General features: G+C 59.5%; 22 protein-coding genes and 2 pseudogenes. 11 read left to right on the top strand and 13 right to left on the bottom strand.

The annotated features are described in order from the left end of the window. Window positions 1-102 precede the first annotated feature (102 nt). Complete coding sequence (locus tag JN403_RS23185; RefSeq protein WP_074890571.1) at window positions 103-1,392, bottom strand: M18 family aminopeptidase; 1,290 nt, start codon at window positions 1,390-1,392, stop codon at window positions 103-105. A gap of 659 nt (window positions 1,393-2,051) precedes the next feature. Here JN403_RS23185 and JN403_RS23180 point away from each other — a divergent pair. Continuing rightward, window positions 2,052-3,047, top strand: a complete 996-nt coding sequence (locus tag JN403_RS23180; protein WP_205484482.1) for an IS110 family transposase — start codon at window positions 2,052-2,054, stop codon at window positions 3,045-3,047. Window positions 3,048-3,655: 608 nt separating this feature from the next. Here JN403_RS23180 and JN403_RS23175 read toward each other — a convergent pair. From JN403_RS23175 to minC, 4 genes are all read right to left on the bottom strand, one after another. After that, the gene (locus tag JN403_RS23175) at window positions 3,656-4,291 is read right to left on the bottom strand and encodes an RluA family pseudouridine synthase (RefSeq protein WP_205484480.1); all 636 of its coding nucleotides are present in this window, start codon (window positions 4,289-4,291) and stop codon (window positions 3,656-3,658) included. 151 nt (window positions 4,292-4,442) lie between these two features. Next, window positions 4,443-4,697: a cell division topological specificity factor MinE gene (minE, locus tag JN403_RS23170; protein WP_037013831.1), complete on the bottom strand. Its 255-nt coding sequence runs from the start codon at window positions 4,695-4,697 to the stop codon at window positions 4,443-4,445. After that, on the bottom strand, window positions 4,684-5,508 hold the full coding sequence (gene minD / locus JN403_RS23165) for a septum site-determining protein MinD (RefSeq protein ID WP_205484478.1): 825 nt from the start codon (window positions 5,506-5,508) through the stop codon (window positions 4,684-4,686). The genes minE and minD overlap by 14 nt, the downstream gene beginning before the upstream one ends. A gap of 199 nt (window positions 5,509-5,707) precedes the next feature. Further along, window positions 5,708-6,454: a septum site-determining protein MinC gene (minC, locus tag JN403_RS23160; protein ID WP_122537815.1), complete on the bottom strand. Its 747-nt coding sequence runs from the start codon at window positions 6,452-6,454 to the stop codon at window positions 5,708-5,710. A gap of 142 nt (window positions 6,455-6,596) precedes the next feature. Here minC and JN403_RS23155 point away from each other — a divergent pair. Beyond that, window positions 6,597-7,528 (top strand): annotated as a pseudogene (locus JN403_RS23155) (lipid A biosynthesis lauroyl acyltransferase). Between the two features lie 19 nt (window positions 7,529-7,547). Next, window positions 7,548-8,779 (top strand): annotated as a pseudogene (locus JN403_RS23150) (patatin-like phospholipase family protein). Between the two features lie 30 nt (window positions 8,780-8,809). Here JN403_RS23150 and JN403_RS23145 read toward each other — a convergent pair. The 3 genes from JN403_RS23145 to JN403_RS23135 all read right to left on the bottom strand — a co-directional run bounded on the left by JN403_RS23145 (window position 8,810) and on the right by JN403_RS23135 (window position 12,155). Beyond that, a complete protein-coding gene (locus JN403_RS23145) occupies window positions 8,810-9,664 on the bottom strand; it encodes a pirin family protein (protein ID WP_205484476.1) in 855 nt (284 codons plus the stop codon). A gap of 396 nt (window positions 9,665-10,060) precedes the next feature. Continuing rightward, window positions 10,061-10,864: a VacJ family lipoprotein gene (locus JN403_RS23140; protein ID WP_205484474.1), complete on the bottom strand. Its 804-nt coding sequence runs from the start codon at window positions 10,862-10,864 to the stop codon at window positions 10,061-10,063. Next, window positions 10,857-12,155 carry a serine/threonine protein kinase gene (locus JN403_RS23135; RefSeq protein ID WP_065986875.1) on the bottom strand — a complete coding sequence of 433 codons (1,299 nt, stop codon included), beginning with the start codon at window positions 12,153-12,155 and terminating at the stop codon, window positions 10,857-10,859. Before JN403_RS23135 ends, JN403_RS23140 begins: the two co-directional genes overlap by 8 nt. Before the next feature lie 221 nt (window positions 12,156-12,376). Here JN403_RS23135 and JN403_RS23130 point away from each other — a divergent pair, with 221 nt between their 5' ends. Beyond that, complete coding sequence (locus tag JN403_RS23130) at window positions 12,377-12,742, top strand: hypothetical protein (RefSeq protein ID WP_122537817.1); 366 nt, start codon at window positions 12,377-12,379, stop codon at window positions 12,740-12,742. A gap of 609 nt (window positions 12,743-13,351) precedes the next feature. Here the strand turns inward: JN403_RS23130 and JN403_RS23125 are convergent. Beyond that, entirely contained in the window at window positions 13,352-14,950 is a 1,599-nt protein-coding gene (locus JN403_RS23125; RefSeq protein WP_205484472.1) for a glycosyl hydrolase family 17 protein, read from the bottom strand. A gap of 361 nt (window positions 14,951-15,311) precedes the next feature. Between JN403_RS23125 and JN403_RS23120 the strand changes: the two genes are divergently transcribed. From JN403_RS23120 to JN403_RS23105, 4 genes are all read left to right on the top strand, one after another. Continuing rightward, complete coding sequence (locus tag JN403_RS23120) at window positions 15,312-16,169, top strand: glycine betaine ABC transporter substrate-binding protein (protein ID WP_122537502.1); 858 nt, start codon at window positions 15,312-15,314, stop codon at window positions 16,167-16,169. A 219-nt stretch (window positions 16,170-16,388) separates the two neighbouring features. Then, window positions 16,389-16,700, top strand: a complete 312-nt coding sequence (locus JN403_RS23115) for a DUF485 domain-containing protein (protein ID WP_074890233.1) — start codon at window positions 16,389-16,391, stop codon at window positions 16,698-16,700. Further along, window positions 16,697-18,355, top strand: coding sequence for a cation acetate symporter (locus tag JN403_RS23110; RefSeq protein WP_122537503.1), 1,659 nt, complete (start codon window positions 16,697-16,699; stop codon window positions 18,353-18,355). Before JN403_RS23115 ends, JN403_RS23110 begins: the two co-directional genes overlap by 4 nt. Window positions 18,356-19,076: 721 nt before the next feature. Continuing rightward, the gene (locus JN403_RS23105; RefSeq protein WP_172611174.1) at window positions 19,077-19,346 is read left to right on the top strand and encodes a hypothetical protein; all 270 of its coding nucleotides are present in this window, start codon (window positions 19,077-19,079) and stop codon (window positions 19,344-19,346) included. 21 nt (window positions 19,347-19,367) lie between these two features. Here JN403_RS23105 and JN403_RS23100 read toward each other — a convergent pair whose 3' ends face one another. Beyond that, window positions 19,368-19,691 carry a hypothetical protein gene (locus tag JN403_RS23100; protein WP_205484470.1) on the bottom strand — a complete coding sequence of 108 codons (324 nt, stop codon included), beginning with the start codon at window positions 19,689-19,691 and terminating at the stop codon, window positions 19,368-19,370. Window positions 19,692-19,936: 245 nt separating this feature from the next. Beyond that, window positions 19,937-20,095 (bottom strand): DUF3309 family protein, encoded by a 159-nt coding sequence (locus JN403_RS23095; RefSeq protein WP_092410703.1) that lies wholly within the window; start codon window positions 20,093-20,095, stop codon window positions 19,937-19,939. Window positions 20,096-20,542: 447 nt separating this feature from the next. Here JN403_RS23095 and JN403_RS23090 point away from each other — a divergent pair, with 447 nt between their 5' ends. From JN403_RS23090 to csrA, 3 genes are all read left to right on the top strand, one after another. After that, window positions 20,543-21,349 carry an SDR family oxidoreductase gene (locus JN403_RS23090; RefSeq protein ID WP_205484468.1) on the top strand — a complete coding sequence of 269 codons (807 nt, stop codon included), beginning with the start codon at window positions 20,543-20,545 and terminating at the stop codon, window positions 21,347-21,349. Window positions 21,350-21,425: 76 nt separating this feature from the next. Then, window positions 21,426-21,758 carry a YnfA family protein gene (locus JN403_RS23085; protein WP_172611179.1) on the top strand — a complete coding sequence of 111 codons (333 nt, stop codon included), beginning with the start codon at window positions 21,426-21,428 and terminating at the stop codon, window positions 21,756-21,758. Between the two features lie 201 nt (window positions 21,759-21,959). Continuing rightward, window positions 21,960-22,157 carry a carbon storage regulator CsrA gene (gene csrA, locus JN403_RS23080; RefSeq protein ID WP_122537508.1) on the top strand — a complete coding sequence of 66 codons (198 nt, stop codon included), beginning with the start codon at window positions 21,960-21,962 and terminating at the stop codon, window positions 22,155-22,157. Between the two features lie 6 nt (window positions 22,158-22,163). On the opposite strand, the gene JN403_RS23075 is transcribed toward csrA, so the two are convergent. Beyond that, window positions 22,164-22,394: a YheU family protein gene (locus JN403_RS23075; RefSeq protein ID WP_122537509.1), complete on the bottom strand. Its 231-nt coding sequence runs from the start codon at window positions 22,392-22,394 to the stop codon at window positions 22,164-22,166. A gap of 64 nt (window positions 22,395-22,458) precedes the next feature. Then, the gene (locus tag JN403_RS23070; protein WP_122537510.1) at window positions 22,459-23,643 is read right to left on the bottom strand and encodes an osmoprotectant NAGGN system M42 family peptidase; all 1,185 of its coding nucleotides are present in this window, start codon (window positions 23,641-23,643) and stop codon (window positions 22,459-22,461) included. Between the last annotated feature and the right edge of the window lie 13 nt (window positions 23,644-23,656).

Genomic DNA, 23,656 nt, shown 5'->3' with positions numbered 1-23,656 from the left:
GTGGCGAGGGGGAATTTTGAAGTCCGGGACAGCGCGATGTGCAGGCCGTTTCCATGACCCGTGAAGGACATGGATCGGCCTGCTTTCACCAGTGGCTTGAGATCAAGGCAACTCGGCACTCGCGTAGAACGCCGACAGCACCTTCACCAGATGCGCCAGATCCTGACTGCCCGCCAGTTCGCGGATCGAGTGCATGGCGAAGGTCGGCAGGCCGATGTCGACGGTCCGTACGCCGAGGTGGCCCGCCGTGATCGGGCCGATGGTCGAGCCGCAGGCCATGTCGCTGCGCACGACGAAGCTTTGCACCGGGACTTCTTCGGCCATGCACAGGTGACGGAAGAAACCGGCGGTTTCGCTGTTGGTGGCGTAGCGCTGGTTGCTGTTGACCTTGATCACCGGGCCGGCGTTGAGTTTCGGGCCGTGGTTGGCGTCGTGCTTCTCAGCGTAGTTGGGGTGTATGCCGTGGGAATTGTCAGCGGAGATCAGCAGGGACTTCTGAATCGTGCGCACGTAGTCGTCGCCTTCCGGCAGCAGGCGTTGCAGCACTTGCTCGAGCATCGGGCCGTCGGCACCGCACGCGGACGTCGAGCCGACTTCTTCATGGTCGGTGCAGATCAGCAGGCAGGTTTCGTCGCCGTCGGCATTGAGCAGCGCTTGCAGCCCGGCGAAGCAGGACAGCAGGTTGTCCAGGCGGGCGCCGGCGATGAAGTCACCGTTGAGGCCGATGACGGCCGCGCTTTGGGTGTCGTAGAAGCTAAGTTCGTAATCGAGGACGACGTCAGCGTTCAGGCCGTGTTCGCGAGCCAGTTGATCAGTCAGCAGGGCGCGGAAGTCGGGGCGTTCGTCACCGGCGACCTGGGCCAGGATCGGTGGCAGTTCGGTCTGCGGGTTGATTGCCCAGCCTTCGTTGGCAGTGCGATTGAGGTGGATCGCGAGGTTGGGGATGATCGCGATCGGCAGCTTGAAGTCGATCAGCTGGCTTTCGACTTTGCCGTCGCGGCGGAAGGTGACGCGGCCGGCGAGGGAGAGGTCGCGGTCGAACCATGGCGCGAGCAGGGCGCCGCCGTAGACTTCGACGCCCAGTTGCCAGAAGCCCTGACGTTGCAGTTCGGGTTGTGGTTTGACACGCAGGCACGGGCTGTCGGTGTGGGCACCCACCAGGCGGATGCCGCCGGTGAGGGGCGACAGGCGACCGAGTTTGAAGGCGACGATGGAGGAGTCGTTGCGGGTGACGTAGTAGCGGCCGCCGGCTTCGGTGTACCAGGGCTCGCGTTCGTCGAGGCGCTGGTAGCCGGCGCCTTCGAGGCGTTGGACGAGGCTGGCGGTGGCATGAAAGGGGGTGGGGGAGGCCTTCAGGAAATCGATAAGGCCCTGATTCAACTCTTCGCGCATAGGTTACTCCAGGCAGCAATGGGCGGGAGTTTACAGGCCAAAAGGTGTTTTGATCGAGATCAAGATCAAGATCCTTAAGATCAAGAGCGTCTGTCTGGGGACAGACTGTTTCGCCTTCGGCGAGTTACTTGGAAAAGCACCCCAAGTAACCAAGGGTGCTTGCTCCTGGTTGGGCTCCTCCTTCGTCGGAGTACCCTCACTCCGGTCTCGCTCCGTGGGCCCGCGCCGAACGGACATCCATGTCCTGACGGCGCTCTCGCCGCATCCATGCGGCTCGGCCCACTGCGCGAAACCTGCGTTCAGCCTGCACCCAAGTCGCGTTTGGCGGTGCCTGGACTTTGTGTGTTCGAAGATCAAAAGCAGATCAAAGGCTTCCCGGCTGAAGCCGGTCCTTGTATGTTTCTCCCACACCCGCTCAGACTCGCTAGTCTTCTGGATGCATAACCAAAAAGATGTGTTCTGGGGGAGACCGATCGGTCCCTAAGGCAGACGTTAATCCTGACCTTGTCCGTAGAGAGGTCCCCCCGCCTCATTGCCCACCACGTAGAGTATCGAGAAGCCGACAAGTCGGACTTCGCATTACAAGGTTGCAGCGGCATGAAGTTCGAGGTCAGGGGAACCAGAGCCATCATTACCCAGTTTTTCTGGAGATGAAAGCCATGGCTATTCACGTCGGTCTTGATGTTGGTTCACGCACGACGGCTATGGGATGGCGCGATGAGGGTCGATCAGCCGGCGCGTGGGAAATTGCTCAAACACCTAAAGGCTGCAAGGCTGCCGTCAAGAAACTCCTGGCCCTCAAACCGCTCAGTGTTGTCATGGAAGCCACCGGCATTTACTACCTGGATCTGGCGATAGAGCTGAGTGCAGCGGGTTTGCCGGTCTCGGTGATTAACCCGAAAAGCTCTCGTAATTTTGCCAGGCTGAATCTTCAGCACAGCAAGACGGATGCAATCGATGCCCAGTTGCTTGCCGAATATGGCGAGTGTATGACGCCTCGCTTGTGGACTCCGCCAACTTCCGCCCAGCTTGAGCTGCGGGCTATCGGCCGGCACATCAATCGTCTGGTCGACCACCGTACCCAGGCGAAAAATGAGTTGCACGCGCTTAAAGCGACTGACACGTCTTCGGCACTGCTGATCGAAGACGAAGAAGAGGCCATCGCAGCCTTTGACAAGCGTATTGAACGCTTCAGAAAGGCTGGACTGGATCTGGTTGCCAGCTGTCCTGTGCTGCAAGGTCAGTTCGATAATATGCTGGCGGCCCCCGGCATGGGCGAAGTCTCCACGCTGGCCGCGCTTGCTGAAATGGCGACCCTGCCAACGACCTTGAAGTCAGGCCAGGTAAGCCGCCACGCAGGTCTGGATGTGCGATTGACTCAGTCTGGAACGAGCATCGACAAGCCTGGCAGGCTCAGCAAATGCGGCAACGCTTACTTACGCTGTTCAATGTACATGCCATCGCTGACCGCGATCCGTTGCGACCCCTATGTGAAGGGTTTTTACGAGGCTCTGGTGGGCCGAGGCAAACGTAAGATGCAAGCGATCTGCGCAGTGATGCGTAAATACCTGACAGGTTTGTGGGCTTGCATGCGCAGCGGCGAAGACTTCAATACGGCCAAGCTTTTCAGCGAAAAACATCTGCAAAAAGCTTGATCGGGAACAGAGTATCTACGGGGGTACGCAGTGTGCTTTTTAGTGGGGCCGGCTTTAGCCGGGAATGGACGCGGAGCGTCCTCGGATGCATACCCACGCAGAGCGTGGGCTCGATCGTAAGATCAACAGCTTCCCGGCTGAAGCCGGTCCTACAGTCGAGGCCAATCGCACAGTCGAGGCCAATCCCACTGGATGCATGCGATTTCTTGGTAGGACCGGCTTTAGCCGGGAAGGGGCCAGTATGTGCGCTGGTAGTTTTGCAGACCGCCCCTTTCCCTGTGGGAGCGAGCTTGCTCGCGAATGCTGTTGCTGTTGCTGTTGCTGTGCTTTTGATCTTCCTACACAAAAAGTCCAGACACCGCAAAACGCGACTTTGGTGCAGGCCGAGCGCAGGCGATGCGGAGTGGGTCGAGCCGCAGGGATGCGGCGAGAGCGCCGTCAGGACATGGATGTCCGTTCGGCGCGGGCCCACGGAGCATCGTCGGAGTGAGGGAACCCGACGAAGTCGGGCCAAACCGAGAGCAGGCACCCTTGGTTACTTGGGGTGCTTTTCCAAGTAACTCGCCGAAGGCGAAACGCTCTGCCGTTAGGCAGAGCCACAAGAACGATCAAAACGGCGCCGGGCACTCAAACCGAACCCGCTCACCCGTCCCCGGATGGGTAAACGCCAGCATGCTCGCATGCAGACACAGCCGCGGATACGCCGCCAGCGCCTCCGGATGCGCATACAAACCATCGCCCAGCAACGGATGCCCGATCGACAACATATGCACCCGCAATTGATGCGACCGCCCCGTAATCGGCGTCAGCTCGACCCGACAGTGGGTGCCATACCGCTCCAGCACCTTCCAGAACGTCAACGCATGCTTGCCCAACTCATGATCCACCACATGACGCGGCTTGGTCGGCGGATCGTAGCGCAACGGCAAATCGATACTGCCACTGTCCAGCGCCGGCTGACCCCAGGCCAGTGCCGTGTAGGCCTTCTCCGTCTCGCGGTCATGAAACTGCCGGGACAGCTCACGGTGGGTGTCCGCGTCACGTGCCAGCAAAATGATCCCGGACGTTTCCCAGTCCAGCCGGTGGACGATTCTCGCCTCGGGGTAGCCGTTTTCCTGCAGGCGGGTAATCAGGCAGTCCTTGTTATCGTCAGCGCGACCGGGGACCGAAAGCAGCAGGGTAGGTTTGTTCACCACCAGGACAGCGTCGTCCTGATGGAGGATATGAACGTTGGACAGCGGCATTGAAAGCCTCATCACTCAAACAGGCGCCGCACGATCGAAACAGCCATCGCGGCGCAGAAAACAGGTATTCAGGAACGCCAACGGCGGCGCGCTTGCCTGATCCCGCAAAGGGCTTCAGGCAACCGGGCCGCCGTGGCGACTGCCTTGTCGATCAACGATCAGGCAGGGTGATATTCAGTTCCAGAATCGAGCAGCTGCCGTCGTTTTCAAGGGCGACATGCACGTCATCGTTACCGATATTGACGTACTTGCGGATCACCTCGACCAGCTCCTTCTGCAAGGCGGGCAGGTAATCCGGGGTGCTGCGTTGGCCGCGTTCATGCGCCACGATGATCTGTAGACGCTCTTTCGCTACCGACGCGGTGCTGGGCTTTTTGTTGGCACGAAAGAAGTCAAAAATGCTCATCAGTTACCCCCGAACAGGCGTTCGAAAAATCCTTTTTCTGTACGTCCAGGAAGCGGTGCTCACGGTCCTTGCCCAACAGACGGTCAACGGCATCGCTGTACGCCTGGCCAGCGTCGCTCTGATCATCAAGGATGACCGGCACGCCCTGGTTGGACGCCTTGAGTACGGCCTGGGACTCTGGAATCACGCCCAGCAGGGTCACCGCGAGGATTTCTTTGACGTCTTCAACGCCCAGCATCTCGCCCTTGCTCACGCGCTCAGGGTTGTAACGGGTAAGAAGCAAGTGCTCCTTGATCGGGTCTTCACCACGCTCGGCGCGACGGGACTTGCTGGCCAGCAGGCCCAGCATGCGGTCCGAGTCACGAACCGAGGACACTTCCGGGTTGGTCACGACGATGGCTTCGTCGGCGAAATACATCGCAAGGTGAGCGCCCGTTTCGATACCGGCAGGGGAGTCGCAGACCACGTACTCGAAGGTTTCCTTGAGTTCCATCAGGACTTTCTCAACGCCTTCCTTGGTCAGCGCGTCTTTGTCACGGGTCTGGCTGGCGGCGAGGACGTAAAGACCTTCGATCTTCTTGTCCTTGATCAGCGCTTGCTGCAGGTTGGCTTCGCCGTTCACTACGTTGACGAAGTCATAAACGACGCGACGCTCGCAACCCATGATCAGGTCGAGGTTACGCAGGCCGACGTCGAAGTCGACGATTACTGTCTTGTGGCCGCGCAGTGCGAGACCGGTACCGATGGCGGCGCTGGTGGTGGTCTTGCCCACACCACCCTTGCCGGATGTAACCACGAGAATCTTGGCCAAGGTGTATCACCCCTAGAGGAAAAGGACGTTGAGTCCCTGAAGAGCCCCTCATGACGGCGCAACCAAAGCGGGCGAGGGCGGTGATCGGAACCCGTGACGGAATTCCTGTTCGGGAGAACAAAAAATAGCCCGAACGTCTCGGTGCCTTCGCGTCGTTTTCGCGACGAATCAGAGTGGCTTAAAAATGGCGCAGTATCCGTTAAAGACGGGTGATGTTCAACACGTCGCCGGACAGACTGATCTGCACACCGGCGCCCCACAGCGGATCCCGGCGCAGGTCTTCGGACACCTTGTACTGGCCGGCGATGGAGATCAGTTCGGCGACCATCTGCTGGCAGAAAATCCGTGCCTTGGTATCGCCTTTGATCCCCGCCAGCGCGCGGCCGCGCATCGGGCCGTATACGTGAATGTTGCCGTCGGCGAGCAGTTCGGCGCCGGGGCTGACCGAGGAAATCACCACCAGATCCGAGCCCTGGGCGTAGATCTGCTGACCACCGCGCACGGGGGCGGTGATGATCTTGGTCGGCTTAATCAGCGGCTCGGGCGGCTTTTCAATGATTTCCGGCTTCTTTTTGATTTCGCCTTCCGTCGGATCGAGCGGTCGCTCGCGCGCACCCGACGGCGGCAGCACCGGCAGGTCGATGGAAATGGCGGCGGCGATGTCTTCAATCCGGTTGGCGCGAATGGCCAGGGTGCGCAACCCATGCTGGCGGCAGATGCGCATCATTGCCGGCAGATCGATCGCGCCTTCATCCGGCGGCAACTTGTCGAGCGCCAGCACCAGCGGTGTATTGCTGAAGAAGTTCGGCGCCTGGGCGACTTTTGCCGCCAGTTGACGATCCAGCGCTTCGAGGTTGTTGCGGGCCAGTTCCAGCACAGTGATGGCCAGCATGCTGCCCTTTAGCTGGAACACGGGTTCCTTGTCTTGCAATTCGATTTGGCTCATGTCGGCATACAGCGGCTTGTCGCTAAAAGTGCCGAGACTTATAACGATAACGCCCGCCAGCCGCAAGGGAGGCGCAACCGACGGCGGCACGATCCGCGCGAACCGATGTAGAATGCCCGCCTTTGTCCTGACGGAAGCTGTAATGGATCGCCCGCGTTTTCGAGCTCACTTTCTTCATCCCCGCTTCTGGCTGCTGTGGCTGGGGCTGGGCTTGCTCTGGCTGATCGTGCAGTTGCCGTTTCGCGTGTTGCTGGTGATTGGCCGTGCGTTGGGCTGGGTCATGTATTACCAGGCGACCGATCGACGGGTGATCGCCGCGCGTAACCTCGAACTGTGTTTCCCACAGTATTCAAAGGCCGAGCGCAAACGCCTGCTCAAGAAAAACTTCGCCTCCACCGGCATCGCTTTTTTCGAGATGGCCATGAGCTGGTGGTGGAGCAAGCCCCGTCTCGCGCGGCTGGCGCACGTCGAAGGCCTGCATCATTTAAAGCAGGCGCAGCTGGACGGCCATGGCGTGATCCTCATGGCGCTGCACTTCACGACGCTGGAAATCGGCGCAGCGCTGCTGGGGCAGCAGCACACCATCGACGGCATGTACCGCGAGCACAAGAACGCGCTGTTCGATTACGTGCAGCGTCGCGGCCGCGAGCGCCACAACATGGATTCCATCGCCGTCGAGCGCGAAGACGTGCGCGGCATGATCAAGCAACTGCGCAAGGGCCGGGCCATCTGGTACGCGCCAGATCAGGACTACGGCGCCAAGCAAAGCATCTTCGTGCCGCTGTTCGGCATTCAGGCCGCCACCGTGCCGGCCACCAGTAAATTCGCCAAGCTCGGCCACGCGCTGGTGGTGCCGTTTACTCAGGAGCGCCTGGCCGATGGCAGTGGTTACAAGCTGGTGATCCATCCGCCCCTGAGCGATTTCCCGGGGAGAGCGACGAGGCGGATTGCATTCGCATCAATCAATGGGTCGAGCGCGCCGTCACCGAATGCCCCGAGCAATACCTGTGGGCGCACCGGCGTTTCAAGAGCCGGCCGCCGGGTGAGCCGAAGCTGTACAAGAAGCGTGGCTGAAACCAAGAGCTCAATCCCCATGACGACAAGCACCACAGAACAACACGCGGTGCGCCACGCCTCAGCGCTAGCCCCCGGCGTCGAGCCGGTTACCGGGCTGATCCTGTCCGGCGGCGGTGCCCGCGCGGCCTATCAGGTGGGCGTACTGGCCGGCATCGCTGACCTGCTGCCTGTCGGCGCCAAGAATCCTTTTCCGGTCATCGTCGGCACCTCCGCCGGCGCGATCAATGCGGTGAAGCTGGCCAGCGGCGCCGCGCAGTTTCGTACGGCAATCCACGAACTCACTGACTTCTGGCAGGGCTTTCGCAGCCATCAAGTGTTGCGCAGCGACTGGCCCGGCGTCGTCCGGCAGGCCGCGCGTTTCTTCGGTCGCAGCCTGTTGGGCATCGGTCGCCAGCAGGTGCCGGTAGCACTGCTCAACAGTTCGCCGCTCAAGGACCTGCTGACCGCGCGGCTCAACCTCGACGGCATCGACGAAGCCATTGAAGCCAGGCATCTGCGCGCGGTGGCGATCACCGCATTCGGTTACGAGTCGGGGCAGGCGGTCACGTTTTATCAGGGTAAGGGCACGATCGATTCCTGGCTGCGGCATCGCCGGATCGGCCTGCCGACGCGCTTGACCATTGACCATCTGCTGGCCAGTTCCGCGATTCCGTTGCTGTTCGCGCCGGTGAAGCTGGGACAGGAATATTTTGGTGACGGCGCGGTGCGGCAGTCGGCGCCGATCAGTCCGGCGCTGCACCTGGGCGCCAACCGCGTGCTGGTGGTGGGCGTCAGCGGCAACCCCGGGGCCCTGGCGCGAATCCGTCTGTGCCGCGGGCGGTCCGTGGCGTGCAACCGAGTCTCGCGCAGATCGGTGGGCACATGCTCAACAGCACATTCATTGACAGCCTCGAAAGCGACATCGAATTGCTGGAGCGGCTGAACATCGTCAGCCGCATGCTGCCCGAGCCCGACGTGCCCAAGCCGCAGTCGTCAGACTCGACGCCCATTCAATCCCTGGCGCCGGTTGAAGTACTGGTGATTTCGCCCAGCCAGCCCATCGATGAAATCGCCGCCCGTCATCGCCGCGAATTGCCCCCGGCGCTGCGCACGTTTCTGCGCGGCCCGGGTGCGACCAAAACCAGCGGGGCAGGGGTATTAAGTTATCTGTTGTTTGAATCAGGTTACTGCAGCGAGCTCATCGAACTGGGCCGTCGCGACGCGATGGCCCAGAAGGATGAGTTGATGCGGTTCCTGCAGCTGGAGTAGTTGCTCTGCTGAAGGCCGGGTCGAGGGCAATCACGCCGTCAGCTTGTCATCCCGAAAATCCCGCAGGGCCTGTTCGATTTCTTCCCGGCTGTTCATCACGAACGGGCCGTATTGCACGATCGGCTCGCCCAGCGGCTTGCCAGCGATCAGCAACACGCGGGCGCCCGCCTGGGTGTTCAGCTGAATCTCACCATCTTCCGACAATCGCGCGAGACGGCTCGTACCCAACTTCTGTGGCTGCCCTGCGATCTCGACTTCACCTTCGTACGCGTACAGCAGCACGCGATGGCCGTCGGGGACCCGCGGGCTGATGAGGCTGCCGGCAGGCATGTGGAAATCGAAATACTGCGGCTCGGTGTCCGGACGCTGCACGGCGCCTGCCTGGGACGTGTGGCCGTCGTCGAACTGGCCGGCGATGACCACGACGTCGACGCCGTCCTGCGTGGTGATGCGCGGAATGCGCTCGGGCTGAATGTCGTCGTAACCGGCGTTGCCCATCTTCGATTTGGCCGGCAGGTTGAGCCACAGCTGGAAGCCGCGCATGGCGCCTTTCTCCTGCTCGGGCATTTCGCTGTGAATCACGCCGCGCGCAGCGGTCATCCACTGCACGCCGCCACCCTGCAGCAAGCCGACATTGCCCATGTGGTCTTCATGGCGCATGCGGCCTTCGAGCATGTAGGTCACGGTTTCAAAGCCGCGATGGGGATGGGGTGGAAAACCGGCGATGTACTCGTCGGGGTTCTCGGAGCCGAACTCGTCGAGCATCAGGAACGGGTCGAAGGCTTCGATGCCGGGCCCGCCGAACACACGGGTCAGCTTGACGCCAGCACCGTCGGACGTCGGTTGGCCGGCCTGGATCGACAGCACTTTACGAAATGGGGGCATGGGGCTCACTCCGGCAAAAGGGGAATGGCGCCTATGGTAGGCCTGTTGAGGCGATGGATGGGTGACGTTTTTGCGGGGGAATGATCGGGTTTGGCGATGGGTCTGGGGCTTGTTCCGGATACTGTCGGGGAGCCTCTTCATCCGGGCGCCGTAAGGTCGAGCAGCAAACACTGTCCATGTGGGAGTGACCGGGGTGGCGCTCCACCTTGCTCGCGAAGAGGTGTTAGCGGCCGCTAGATCTCCAGCGGCCGGACCGCGCACTTGTGGGACTGGCTTTAGCCGGGAAGACGCCGGCATTAACACCACGAATGTGATGGCGTGCCGACGGGCCTCTTCCCGGCTGAAGCCGGTCCTACAGGTTTTGCTGCCAGCAGTGCCAGCAGTATTCAGATCACGTTACTCGGACACCTGCAGCTTGCGGGCTTCGGTGTACACGTAACGGACTTTCTCGTACTCGAACGGCGAATCCATCTGACCGTAGCGGAAGCTGGTGGTGTAGCGACGGTCGATGGCGCGCAGCAGGTACAGTTCAGGGTGGTCTTCGCTGACCTGAGCGACGTTGAGGAAGTTGATCTGCGATTCAGCGGTGAAGTCGAAGACCAGGCCGCCGGTGTCACGCAGGTTCGATGGACCGAGGATCGGCAGCACCAGGTACGGGCCGGCCGGTACGCCATAGAAACCCAGGGTCTGACCGAAGTCTTCGCTTTGTTTCTTCAGGCCCATCAGGGTGGCCGGGTCCCACAGCCCGGCAATGCCCAGCGTGGTATTGACGATCAGGCGGCCGGTGGTTTCCATCGAACGCTTGCCCTTGAACTGCAGCAGGCTGTTCAGCAGGTTCGGCACATCGCCCAGGTTGCCGAAGAAGTTGCTGACGCCGGTACGCACGAAGCTCGGTGTTATGTATTTGTAGCCGTTGACCACCGGCAGGAACACCCACTCATCGAAGCGATAGTTGAAGTGGTAGACCCGGCGGTTCCAGGATTCAAGCGGGTCATAGACGTTCAGCGCGTTCAGCGACGAGCGCTCGAACTCCTGAGCATCCAGACCCGGGTTGAATTTCAGCGACTTCAACGGCTCGGTGAACCCGTCCGGGTTATCGATGCGTTGGACCGGGGCTGCCTGGGAAATGATCGGCGCGTCGGCCGCGTGGACGGCGCCAGCGCAGAGGAGGGCGGCGATAAGCAATAGACGTTTAGCCACGGAAAAACTCCAGCATGGCGTCGCTGTTGACGCGATAGTTCATGTTGCCGCAGTGACCGCCGTAAGGGTAAACGGTCAGGCGATCGCCAAAAGTCTTGCGCAGGAAACCGAGGTCGCCCGGGCCGAGGATCACGTCGTCGGCGTTGTGCATCACCGCGATCTTCTTGCTGCTGGCCAGGTAATCCTTCAGCGCGTACAGGCTGACCTGATCAACCAGTTGCAACAGGCTGCCGCCGTCGGTGCGGGCACGCCACATCGGGATGACCTGCTCGGTCACGTAGCAATCGAAATCGCATTGCAGTGCGCGCTTGAGGAACGGCGTCAGGCTGGTGCCTTCACTGATCGGGGTCTTCGGCGGAGTAATCAGACCGCGACGGTTGATCAGGTCGGAGGTGAACGCGATGTCGGCAGCGGAGAAACGGAACGAGGTGCCGATCAGCATGGCCATCTGTTCATTGGACAGGTGCTGCTTGGACTGCTGGAAGTCGTACAGCAGCGCATCGTTCAGGTCGATGTAGCCTTTTTCGCGGAAGTAACGGGTCAGCTTCTGCAGCACCAGCTCATAGAAGGTGGTGCTGTTGGTGATGCCTTTAACGTCGGTCTGCACCATCTTGTCGAGGTTGGTGATCGAGGTGTAGAGGTTCACCGGCGGGTTGATCAGCAGCACTTTCTTGAAGTTAAAGCTGCGGCGGGTTTCGTCGAGTTTGCTGACGAATGCCGCATCCAGCGCGCCGAGGCTGTAACCGGTCAGGTAATACTCGGTGACCTGCAGTTTCGACTGTTGGGCGCGAACGGCCTGCATGACGCGGTACAAGTCTTCGGCGTCTTCCTTGGTCACGCCAGGGGTGGCGAAGCGCGAGGCGGCGCTCATGAAGTCATAACTGGTCGGCGACGAAAGCTGTACGACGTTGTAACCCGCGCCGTAATAAAGCTTCTTCAGGTATTCATTCAGGGTGCTGTTATACGGCGCGCCGGTGCCGGCGATCAGGAAGATCAGCGGCGCAGGGTGGTCTTGTTTGGCGAGGCGGTAACGCAGTTTTTTCACGGCCCAGAAGTTGTCCGGCAGTGTGAACTCACGCTCCGGGCGCATGGTGAGGCTGTAATCGTCCTGATCGATGTCGGCGTCTTCAGGCACCTTGGCACGCAAATCCGGTGGGGTCGTGGCGATGGTCGCTTCGAACGGATTGGTCAAGGGGAAGCCATAGCTGGACGGATCGATATCGACCGCCATCACGGACGCACTCAAAAACAGGCCGCCTGATAAGGCGGCGAGGCGCAGAAAACGAAGCATGACTGAATCCCTTGGGAATGATGTGCTGTTGAAATACGCAGGCTATGACACGGGTGTAGTGCCAAAGTGCCGTGACGGCAAGCGACTCTCGCATGACCCTCTCCGACGATACAGGTTATGGCACTTCTGACCTGTCCGCTCGTGCTTTTTATTGCCCGGATGGTTTTGTTCCGGCCGCTACGGCTATGCTGCGCGCCGTTGGTTATTTTCTGGAGTGTGTCGTGTCCCGTCGTCTGCCGTTGGTGGTGCTGTTTTTGATTCTGGCGCTGTGGCTCGCCGTCAGTTACGGCTTGCGTTACGGCCTGATGGAGGACGTGCAGTGGGTAGGAATCTGTGCGGACGAGTCGTCGAAATGGCAGTGCCAGTTGCGCTCCAATCTGGGCCTGTGGATTCACTTCGGTGTGTTCGGGTGGGGCGCGCTGATCACGGCGCTGGTCGCGTTCTTTATTCCGCGTCAGGTCGGTCGAGCGCTTGCAGTGGTCGGCTTACTGCTGGGGATATTGGCGCTGGTGCTGTATACGGCCAGCTTGGCGGTGTTCGCGGTGGTGATTGCCGGATTGCGGCTGGTGCGCGATCAACGTGCTTAACGTCACTGCGGGCATGGCTTCAAAAGCCAAACGCCAGACAGCATAAAGGGGAGCCGAGGCTCCCCTTTAAATCGTTGCACGTGCTCTTTCTTATTGTTGTAGGGCGGTCTGTTGTTGTTATTGGCAACCGGTCCCTCTACAGCGTCTTCGGTGATCCCCATACGGGATACAAGAGCAAACGTATTTTTTTGAGCGCTGACCTGCTTTGATTCCTCTTCTGCGAGAGGTGATCCAACCCGTTCTGGCCGCTACCTGAGGGTAGTTTTATTATTCTCGGTCGGGCTGCGAGGCCTAAGCCTCAGTAAAGCGTTTCTACTCCAAAAAAATCTGTTGGCTGCGTCTCTGTGCCGTTGTTCTTGTTATGTCAGAGCCGATTCATCTTATTTTTATTGGGTTTTCACATTTTGTTCTTGTTATGCAGGAGATATAGCAGGGTGCGTGCCAACTTTTGCAATACCTTATAAATCAAGGCCTTGCAGATTCCGATCAACTGGCACCCCTCCTGAGTAACGGATTTTTGTTTCCGTGTTACCCGCCTTCGAGCCTTTCAGTCCCTCGGCGGTAACACAATGTATCCGTCCCAACGCACACTCGGTTACACAGCATTGGCTACACAGCGTCAACGGTGCTCTGCTGCGCAGTGCTCCGCGCGTTTACAGGTGCGCCAATGCGCACGCTGCGCCACAGTGCCAGCGCCATTAGCGCACTCACGGCCGCCCACGCCCAGGCTTGGGGATTGCTCAAGCCTTCGCGAAACAGCTGCGGCACGATGCCGGCGCCGACGATGAACATCAGCAAACCGATGTCTCGGCGCGGTGCCGCCGCCGGGCGGATCAGGTAGACCAGCGCCGGCAGCCACAACGTTGCCGTCGCGAAGCTGCGGTAGCGCGGATCAAAAACCATCGCCAGCATCATCACCGCCGCTGCGAAGCCGCTGGCGTACAACCACCAACCGGCCCGTGCGTCCAGCCAGGCGAACACGCGCTCGCGCCAGCCTGCGCGGGCTGACAATGCCAGCGCTGCGTGGGCGAGCACCAGCAGATTCAGCACCACCAGGGCCACTGCCCACAGGTATTCACCGGCGAAGCGGCTGGTCACCCGGGCCAGTTCACCCCAGGTGCCGATGCAGCAACCGGCGAACGCTGCCAGCAACGGCAGCATCAGCGCGCTGCGTGCTTGACTGACACGACCCGCCCACGCCAGCGCCATCACGGCGATCGCGCCACTGACCGTCAGCCAGAATGGCCACAACGGCAGGTTCGACACCGGTCCGGCCAACACGCCTTTATCCTGGCGATCGGCATCGAACAGCCCCCAATAACCGCCCACTGCGCCCTCGGACTGGCGCTTCCACGGCTGGTCGAACGCCTCGATCAGGTTGTAATGCCAGCCGTGTTGCTCGGCCATCGCGACAAAACTGCGAATGAACCTGGCCTCGTTGACCCGGCTGGGCAGCGCGGTTTCACGCTGACGGCCTTCGCTGGGCCAGCCGGTCTCGCCGATGAGAATGTCCTTGGGCGCGAATTGCTTGCCGAACGTTTCACGGATCTGCGCGACGTGGGCCAGGGCCTTGTCGATGCCGGTGGGGTCGTCTTCCCAGTACGGCAGCAGATGGATCGTCAGGAAATCCACAGCCGGGGCGACTTCCGGGTATTGGAGCCAGTATTCCCAGACGTCTGCATAAGTGACCGGCTGCTTGACCTGCGCCTTCACCTGACGAATCAGCGTGGCCAGTTGAGCGCCGGTGACTTCCTTGCGCAACAGGCTCTCGTTACCGACGATCACCGCCGTCACCACATCCGGGTGGGTATTCGCGGCCGTCACCAGTGCCTTGATTTCCTTGGCGGTGTCGACCGGGTTGCCGTTGACCCAGGCACCGAGCATCAGCTTGAGGCCGTACTTGCGAGCGATGTCGGGAATCGCCTCCATGCCGGTCATTGAATAGGTGCGCACGCAGTCGAAGCGCGTCGCCAGCAGCGCCAGGTCAGCGTCCATCCGCGCGGGGCGCAGGGTGAAGGGCTGGTCGAACGGGGACTGGTCTTTGTCGAACGGCGTGTAGGACGCGCATTGCAGTTTGTGGGTCGGCGTGGCGGCGTCCGGCAGGATCACCGGTTTGCCCAGCCAGTACCAATAGCCGCACAGGCCAAGCAAGGCAATCACACAGGAGAACAGATAAAGGACGACAGGCGAGCGGGAGGGTGCGGACATGATGGGGCCGAAGTGGGGCGAAGGGCGGCATATTAGCAAGATGATGCCGCTACACACCTCATCCTCTCAGCGCTTTCGTAAACCATGCAATTTCCGGACGAGCCGCTAGCCTCTTTACGACCTGTCTGTCGTTGATGGCGCGGTGATGTCGTTTACCGGGTGGCTGGGTGTCGCTGGCAGGAAAGGCACGAGGTGTATGGGGGTTGATGATCAATCGTCCACGCAGCGATTGCGTCTGCGCAGGCACGTGGTGGAAGCGTGAAACGCGTGGCTTGCCCCGAACCAGGGCGCAAGTGCGACGTTATAAGAACGTTAACGACGCCCGACCGCTGTCGGGCTCTGGACTACCGGGGAAGTGAAAATGACGATGCGAAAAATCCTGGGTGTCGGTGCCGCGCTGGCACTGGCCATCAGTTCCACGCTGGCCCATGCCGACGCCAAACCCGAGCTGAGCATCGGTTACGTCGATGGCTGGTCCGACAGTGTTGCCACCACCAACGTCGCCGCCGAGGTGATCAAGCAGAAACTCGGTTATCCGGTGAAGCTGCAGGCCGTTGCCGCCGGGATCATGTGGCAGGGCGTCGCGACCGGAAAGCTGGACATGATTCTGTCTGCCTGGCTGCCCGTGACCCACGGCGAGTACTGGACCAAGAACAAGGACAAGGTCACTGACTACGGCCCCAACTTCAAGGACGCAAAGATCGGCCTGATCGTGCCTGAGTACGTGAAAGCCAACTCGGTGGCGGACCTCAAGACCGACGAATCCTTCAAGAAGAAAATCGTCGGCATCGATGCCGGTTCAGGCGTGATGATCAAGACCGATCAGGCGATCAAGGATTACGGCCTCGACGGTTACAAGCTGCAGGCCAGTTCCGGCGCCGGCATGATCGCCGAGCTGACCCGCGCTGAGAACAAGAAAGAATCCATTGCCGTGACCGGCTGGGTACCGCACTGGATGTTCGCGAAATGGAAGCTCAAATTCCTGGAAGACCCGAAGGGCGTTTATGGTGCAGCTGAAACCGTCGACAACATCGGTAGCCTTGATCTGGCGAAAAAGGCCCCTGACGTTGCGGATTTCCTGAAGAAATTCCAATGGGCCAACAAGGATGAAATCGGCGAAGTCATGCTCGCCATCCAGGACGGCGCCAAGCCTGAAGCGGCGGCCAAGGACTGGGTCGCGAAGCACCCGGATCGCGTGAAAGAGTGGACCGGTAAGTAATCCGTCACAAAGATTTAACGTCTTACCGAACCGCCTGGCGAGCCATCGTCAGGCGGTTTTTTGTTGCCGCAACCTTAAGTTTCGATCTGCCTCGGGCGAAAGAGGCAATTCTTCGAACATCAACTAATGTCGTTCTAATACTAAGGTCGTCTGGAGTGCATCGCAGAGCGGACTAAAGTGCAAACCGTGACATCCATCTGTGCTGCGAGGACAAAAACAATGAACGACAGCATTTACCTCTCGATTCAGAACAGCCCGCGCTTCAAGGAGCTGGTCTCGAAAAGGGAACGATTCGCCTGGATTCTCTCGGCAATCATGCTTGGGCTCTATGCCGCATTCATCCTTCTGATTGCGTATGGGCCTCAGATTCTCGGCGCCAAAATCAGCGCCACATCAACCATCACCTGGGGAATGCCGATCGGCGTCGGGCTGATTGTGTCCGCGTTCGTTCTGACCGCCATCTACGTTCGCCGCGCAAACGGTGAATTCGATGACCTGAACAACGCCATCCTGAAGGAGGCGCAGCAATGATCCGGCGCTTGCTTGCGGCCTTCGGCCTTGCCGCTTTCGCACCGACACTCTGGGCAGCCGACGCGCTGACCGGTGCGGTACAGAAGCAACCGTTGAACGTGTCGGCGATCATCATGTTTGTGGTCTTCGTCGGGTTCACGCTTTACATCACGTACTGGGCGTCGAAAAAGAACAAGACAGCGTCGGACTATTACTCGGCAGGCGGCAAGATCACCGGTTTCCAGAACGGTCTGGCCATTGCCGGTGACTACATGTCGGCGGCGTCTTTCCTGGGGATTTCCGCGCTGGTCTACACCTCCGGCTACGACGGTCTGATCTACTCCATCGGCTTTCTCGTGGGCTGGCCGATCATTCTGTTCCTGATCGCCGAACGCCTGCGTAACCTGGGCAAGTACACCTTCGCTGACGTGGCGTCCTATCGCCTCAAGCAGAAGGAAATCCGTACCTTGTCCGCCTGCGGTTCGCTGGTGGTGGTGGCGTTCTACCTGATCGCGCAGATGGTCGGCGCCGGCAAGCTGATCCAGTTGCTGTTCGGCCTGGACTATGCGGTGGCGGTGGTGCTCGTTGGTATTCTGATGTGCCTGTACGTGCTGTTCGGCGGCATGCTGGCGACCACATGGGTACAGATCATCAAAGCGGTGATGCTGCTCTCCGGCGCGTCGTTCATGGCGTTGATGGTGATGAAGCACGTCAACTTCGACTTCAACGTGCTGTTCTCCGAGGCTGTGAAGGTTCACCCGAAAGGTGAGGCGATCATGAGCCCGGGCGGTCTGGTGAAGGATCCGATCTCGGCGTTCTCCCTGGGTCTGGCGCTGATGTTCGGCACCGCGGGCCTGCCACACATCCTGATGCGCTTCTTCACCGTGAGTGATGCGAAGGAAGCCCGTAAGTCGGTGCTCTACGCGACCGGTTTCATCGGCTACTTCTACATCCTGACCTTCATCATCGGTTTTGGCGCGATCCTCTTGGTCAGCACCAATCCGGCGTTCAAGGACGCGGCGGGCGCGCTGCTCGGTGGCAATAACATGGCGGCGGTTCACCTGGCCGATGCGGTCGGTGGCAGTCTGTTCCTGGGCTTCATCTCGGCGGTGGCGTTCGCGACCATCCTGGCAGTGGTGGCAGGTCTGACCCTGGCCGGTGCTTCGGCGGTGTCCCACGACTTGTATGCCAGTGTGATCAAGGCAGGCAAGGCCAACGAGAAAGACGAGATCCGTGTGTCGAAGTACACCACGGTGGCCTTGGCGGTCGTGGCGATCCTGTTGGGTATCGCGTTCGAGAGTCAGAACATTGCGTTCATGGTGGGCCTGGCGTTCTCGATTGCAGCGAGCTGTAACTTCCCGGTGTTGTTGCTTTCGATGTACTGGAAGAACCTGACCACGCGCGGCGCGATGATTGGCGGCTGGATGGGCTTGATCAGTGCCGTGGTGTTGATGATTCTGGGCCCAACGATTTGGGTGCAGATTCTGCATCACGAGAAGGCGATTTTCCCGTACGAGTATCCGGCGTTGTTTTCGATTGCGATTGCGTTTGTCGGGATCTGGTTTTTCTCGATTACGGATAAGTCGAAGGCGGCGGAAGGTGAGCGTGCGTTGTTCTTCCCGCAGTTTGTGCGTTCGCAGACGGGCCTGGGGGCCAGTGGTGCGGTGTCGCATTGAGCTGATGTAGTGTTGTTGTGGAAACGCCCCGATTATTCGGGGCGTTTTTGTTTTGAACGCGCTTAAGATCAAGATCAAGAGCGTCTGCCTGGGGGCAGACTGTTTCGCCTTCGGCGAGTTACTTTTAAAAAGCACTAAAAGTAACCAAAAGTGCCTGCTCTCGGTTGGGCCCGACTTCGTCGGGTTCCTTCACTCCGGTCTCGCTCCGTGGGCCCGCGCCGAACGGGCATCCATGCCCTGACGGCGCTCTCGCGGCATCCATGCCGCTCGGCCCACTCCGCAAGACCTGCGTTCAGCCTGCACCCAAGTCGCGTTTGGCGGTGACTGGGCTTTTCGCGTACGAAGATTAAAAGCAACGGCAACGGCAACGGCAACGGCAACGGCAACGGCAACGGCAACGGCTTCCCGCTGAAGCCGGTCCCACAGGTGGACGCGGTATGCTTTTCTAGTGGGACCGGCTTTAGCCGGGAAGGGGTCCGTTCAGACGCTGAAAATGCCTAGGGGACTGATTTATTTACAGCGCTTCACCGTAAATGAATCTGTCCCCGGATTATGGTCATCCCGCTCGAAGGGGACGGTGCAGGCGCTGACTAATCTGATGCAGATGTCATTTTTGCGTTCAGTGCTTAAAAAGATTGAACCGCTTTCAAGCCGCTTCGCCTAATGATCAGCGTGTGGAGATTCCCACAGGCCTTGTGCTAATACCGGCACTCTTTGAGAGGTGGTTAACGTGGCTAAAGACGACAAGAAAACCAAAGGCGAAGCTTCGAAAGCCAGCAAGGATTTGAAAGACAAAAAGTCCTCACCAGAAAAGAAATCAGCGGCGGCATCGGCTCTTTCGAAGTCTTCCGAAAAGAAAGACACCAAGAAAGACACCAAGAAAGCAGCTGAGCCAAAGAAAGCTGCAAAGAAAGCTGATAGCAAGCCAGAGAAAGCCAAGAAATCAGACAAGGCAGAAAAGGCCGACAAGCCTGCAAAAAAGAAAAAGTGATATCTGCACCCCGCTAGGGCTTTACGCCCTAGCTTCCCAGAACGTTCTGTTCGATTGCTGTAAATCCTCCCTCCCGCTGATTTCCTCCACGCCCAGTCGCAGCCGCTGATGAGTGAACGCGCGTTTAAAATTTACGGTGTTCACGCCGGCCCCTTCCCGGCTAAAGCCAGTCCCACTAAAAGCAATGCGTGCATTCAGTAGAATTGCAGCGGCGCCTGTAGGACCGGCTTTAGCCAGGAAGCTCTTGATCCGCTTTTGATCTTCAAACGCAAAAAGCCCAGTCACCGCCAATCGCGACTTGGGTGCAGGCTGAACGCAGGTCTCGCGCAGTGGGTCGAGCGGCACGGATGCCGCGAGAGCGCCGTCAGGACATGGATGTCCGTTCGGCGCGGGCCTACGGAGCGGGACCGGAGTGAAGGAACCCTGACGAAGGAAGGGCCCAACCGAGAGCAGGCACTTTTGGTTACTTTTAGTGCTTTTTAAAAGTAACTCGCCGAAGGCGAAACAGTTCTGCACCAGCAGAGCCACTTCCATAAGCCCATAAAAAAACCGCGCCTAAGCGCGGTTCTTTTTATTGGCAGCTTTAGCAGTTAAATCCTGCCCAGCAACACCAATATCAGCAGGATCACCAGAATCGTACCGATAATGCCCGACGGACCGTAGCCCCAGCTCCGGGAGTGCGGAAATACCGGGAGTCCACCGATCAACAGCAGGATGAGGATGATGATCAGAATTGTGCCGATGCCCATGACGAGTTCCTTCTAGTGTTCTTGGAAGATGGCTATGCAGTTCAAGAGGTTGCCACTACGGCTAATCATTGTGCTGCTTGATGAATCCGACTGCTGCAGTAATCAAAAGGTTCTGGAACGCAGAAATAAAAATTAACACCTCCAGAAAATACCATTCGAATCAAATGCTTGGGTGTTTAAAAGTCGCCGCGATCGCTTAAAGCCCTGACGTACAAAACGTGCGAAAAGTACCTCGCTTAGTGTGGAACCAAGCAGTAACTAACAGGTCGTCGGATTCGACATTAGAGTGTGTCCTGCAAATAATCATCGGCCAAATACACCCAAAAGAGTGATTAACACTCAAAGCACCGGTTTGCGTCTCATATTCAGCGATCTGATGAAGGGTTTGTCGGACAATCCTCCTGTTTACACTCTAGCCACTTCTTCGTAATCGACAAGGCGTCTGCTATGCACAATCGCATCATGATTACCGGCGCAGGGTCCGGGCTGGGACGTGAGATCGCGCTGCGCTGGGCGCGCGAAGGTTGGCAGCTGGCGCTGTCGGATGTCAGCGACAGCGGCCTTCAGGAAACCCTGCGCCTGGTGCGGGAGGCGGGAGGGGATGGGTTTGTTCAGCGCTGTGACGTTCGGGACTACAGCCAGCTCACCGCTTTCGCCCAGGCCTGCGAACAGAAATTCGGCGGCATCGATGTGATCGTCAATAACGCCGGCGTCGCCTCAGGCGGCTTCTTTGGCGAACTGTCCCTTGAGGATTGGGACTGGCAGATCGCAATCAACCTGATGGGCGTCGTCAAAGGCTGCAAGGCGTTTTTGCCGCTGCTGGAACAGAGCAAAGGCAAGATCATCAACATCGCCTCCATGGCGGCGTTGATGCAGGGGCCGGCGATGAGCAATTACAACGTGGCCAAAGCCGGTGTGGTGGCGCTGTCCGAGAGCCTGCTGATCGAGCTGCGTCACCAGGAAATCGGTGTGCATGTGGTGTGTCCATCCTTCTTCCAGACCAACCTGCTGGATTCCTTCCGAGGCCCCACGCCGGCGATGAAAGCCCAGGTCGGCAAGCTGCTGGAGAGTTCGCCCATCAGCGCGAAGGACATCGCCGACTACATCTACCAGCAGGTCGCCAGCGGTGAATTCATGATCCTGCCCCATGAGCAAGGTCGAATGGCCTGGCAGCTCAAACAGAAAAATCCGCAGTTGCTGTACGACGAGATGGCCAACATGGCGGAGAAGATGCGTGCCAAGGCGAAGGCCTGAAGCGGAGCCAGACATTCCCAGGCTCTTTTCTGATAGGGTTGCCGGCACTTTCCGGCTGCCCTGGACGACGCTCATCGTGCTCAATTACCTCTGGTTTTTTCTTGCCGCGCTGTTCGAGATAGCCGGTTGTTACGCCTTCTGGATGTGGCTGCGTCAAGGCAAGAGCGCGCTGTGGGCCCTTCCGGCGCTGATCAGCCTGACGCTGTTCGCCCTGCTGTTGACTCGAATTGAAGCCACTTACGCCGGGCGCGCCTATGCGGCATACGGCGGCATCTACATCATTGCCTCCATTACCTGGCTAGGCGTAATCGAGCGTGTGCGACCGCTGATGTCGGACTGGATCGGCGTTGGCTTATGCGTGATGGGCGCAACCATCATTCTGTTCGGGCCGCGCTGGTCAGCCGCCTGATCTTCCCGGCCGCAGTGAAAAAACTGGCGTCTGCCGGACCTTTCTCTGAGTGCAGGCCGGAAATGGTCGGGCGCGTAGGACGCGTCTGTCAGCCGTGGTCTTGAAGGATTGAAGGACGTTACTGATTTTGCTCTGGCGCATTGAAGCGCCGGGGTCTGAGCGTCAACCTGCTCCCTCGGTTACAGCCAAGGAGTAGGACGTATGCTGGTATTGACGCGGGAAATCGGAGAGACCTTCAACATTGGCGATGACATTACCGTGAAGGTGCTGGGCATCACCGGCAATCAGGTCCGGCTGGGAATCGATGCGCCGCAGCATATTAGGATTCACCGCACAGAGGTGTTCCGAAGAATCGCCTCACGGCTGCAACAACTCGCCAACCGCTCGCCGGGAAGGTAAGTCCCTTTATTCCTCGAAATATTCCTTCGGCACTTCGCGCTTGAGCATCAGCTGACATTGCTGGCTGTCCATGTCGAAGAAAATCACCGCCTGACCTTTGCTTAGCGCATGACGTACCCGTAATACGCGGGTTTCAAGGGGAGTGTCATCCCCGTTGTCAGTACCGTCGCGGGTCACGAAGTCCTCGATCAGGCGCGTCAGGGTGTCGGCTTCGAGTTGGTCGTAAGGGATCAGCATAGGTTTCTCGGCCATCACAAAATATACACGGGGCGGCGATGCTATCGCGCCCCGTGCGGGCAGGCTAGCGCTGCCCCACTAATGTATCCACCGACGGCACACGGGTGTCGCTTTCCATTTGCGCGTCGTGCTCCAACTGATGGCTGAAATTCTCCAGAGACGCATTGGACGGATGCGCATCGCTGGCGAACACCGGCGGGCTCATGATGTAGGCGGTGAGCAGACGGCTCAGCGTGTTCAAGCTGTCGATGTGTGTGCGCTCATAGCCATGGGTCGCGTCGCAACCGAAGGCCAGAAGGGCCGTGCGCGTGTCGTAACCGGCAGTGATCGCCGAGTGCGCGTCGCTGTAGTAATAGCGGAACAGGTCGCGGCGCACGGACAGATCGTTTTGCTCGCCCAGGCGCAACAGATGTCGCGACAGATGATAGTCATATGGGCCGCCGGAATCCTGCATCGCCACGCTGACCGCGTGTTCGCTCGAGTGCTGGCCGGGCGCGACAGGCGCGATGTCGATCCCCACGAACTCGCTGACGTCCCACGGCAGGCTCCCCGCAGCGCCGCTGCCGGTTTCTTCGGTAATGGTGAACAGCGGGTGGCAATCGATCAGGGGCTCGACGCCGCTGTCGACGATGGCTTTGAGGGCTGCGAGCAGAGCGGCGACGCCGGCCTTGTCGTCCAGATGGCGAGCGCTGATGTGGCCGCTGTCGGTGAATTCGGGCAACGGGTCAAATGCCACGAAATCGCCAATGTTGATGCCCACCGATTCGCAGTCCGCGCGAGTGGCGCTGTAGGCGTCCAGGCGCACTTCGACGTGGTCCCAACTGATGGGCATGGTGTCGACGGCCGTGTTGAAGGCGTGCCCGGAAGCCATCAACGGCAGCACGCTGCCGCGAATCACGCCAGTGTCGGTGAATACGCTGACGCGGCTGCCTTCGGCAAAACGGCTCGACCAGCAACCGACCGGGGCCAGGCCCAAGCGGCCGTTGTCTTTGACTTCTCGAACACTGGCGCCGATGGTGTCCAGATGCGCGGAAACGGCGCGGTCGGGGCTGTTCTGTTTGCCTTTCAGCGTGGCGCGGATGGTGCCGCGACGGGTCAGTTCGAACGGGATGCCCAGTTCTTCAAGGCGCTCGGCGACGTAGCGCACGATGGTGTCGGTAAACCCGGTCGGGCTCGGGATGGCGAGCATTTCCAGCAGGACTTTCTGCAGGTAATTCAGATCCGGTTCAAGGGAGGTTGCAGTCGTCATAGGGACCTCTTTG

It is taken from the genome of Pseudomonas sp. 15A4 (genome assembly GCF_016925575.1).
Classification (GTDB): Bacteria; Pseudomonadota; Gammaproteobacteria; order Pseudomonadales; family Pseudomonadaceae; genus Aquipseudomonas.
Note: the sequence above shows the minus strand (reverse complement) of the source record. Positions and strands in the feature narration are given on the sequence as shown.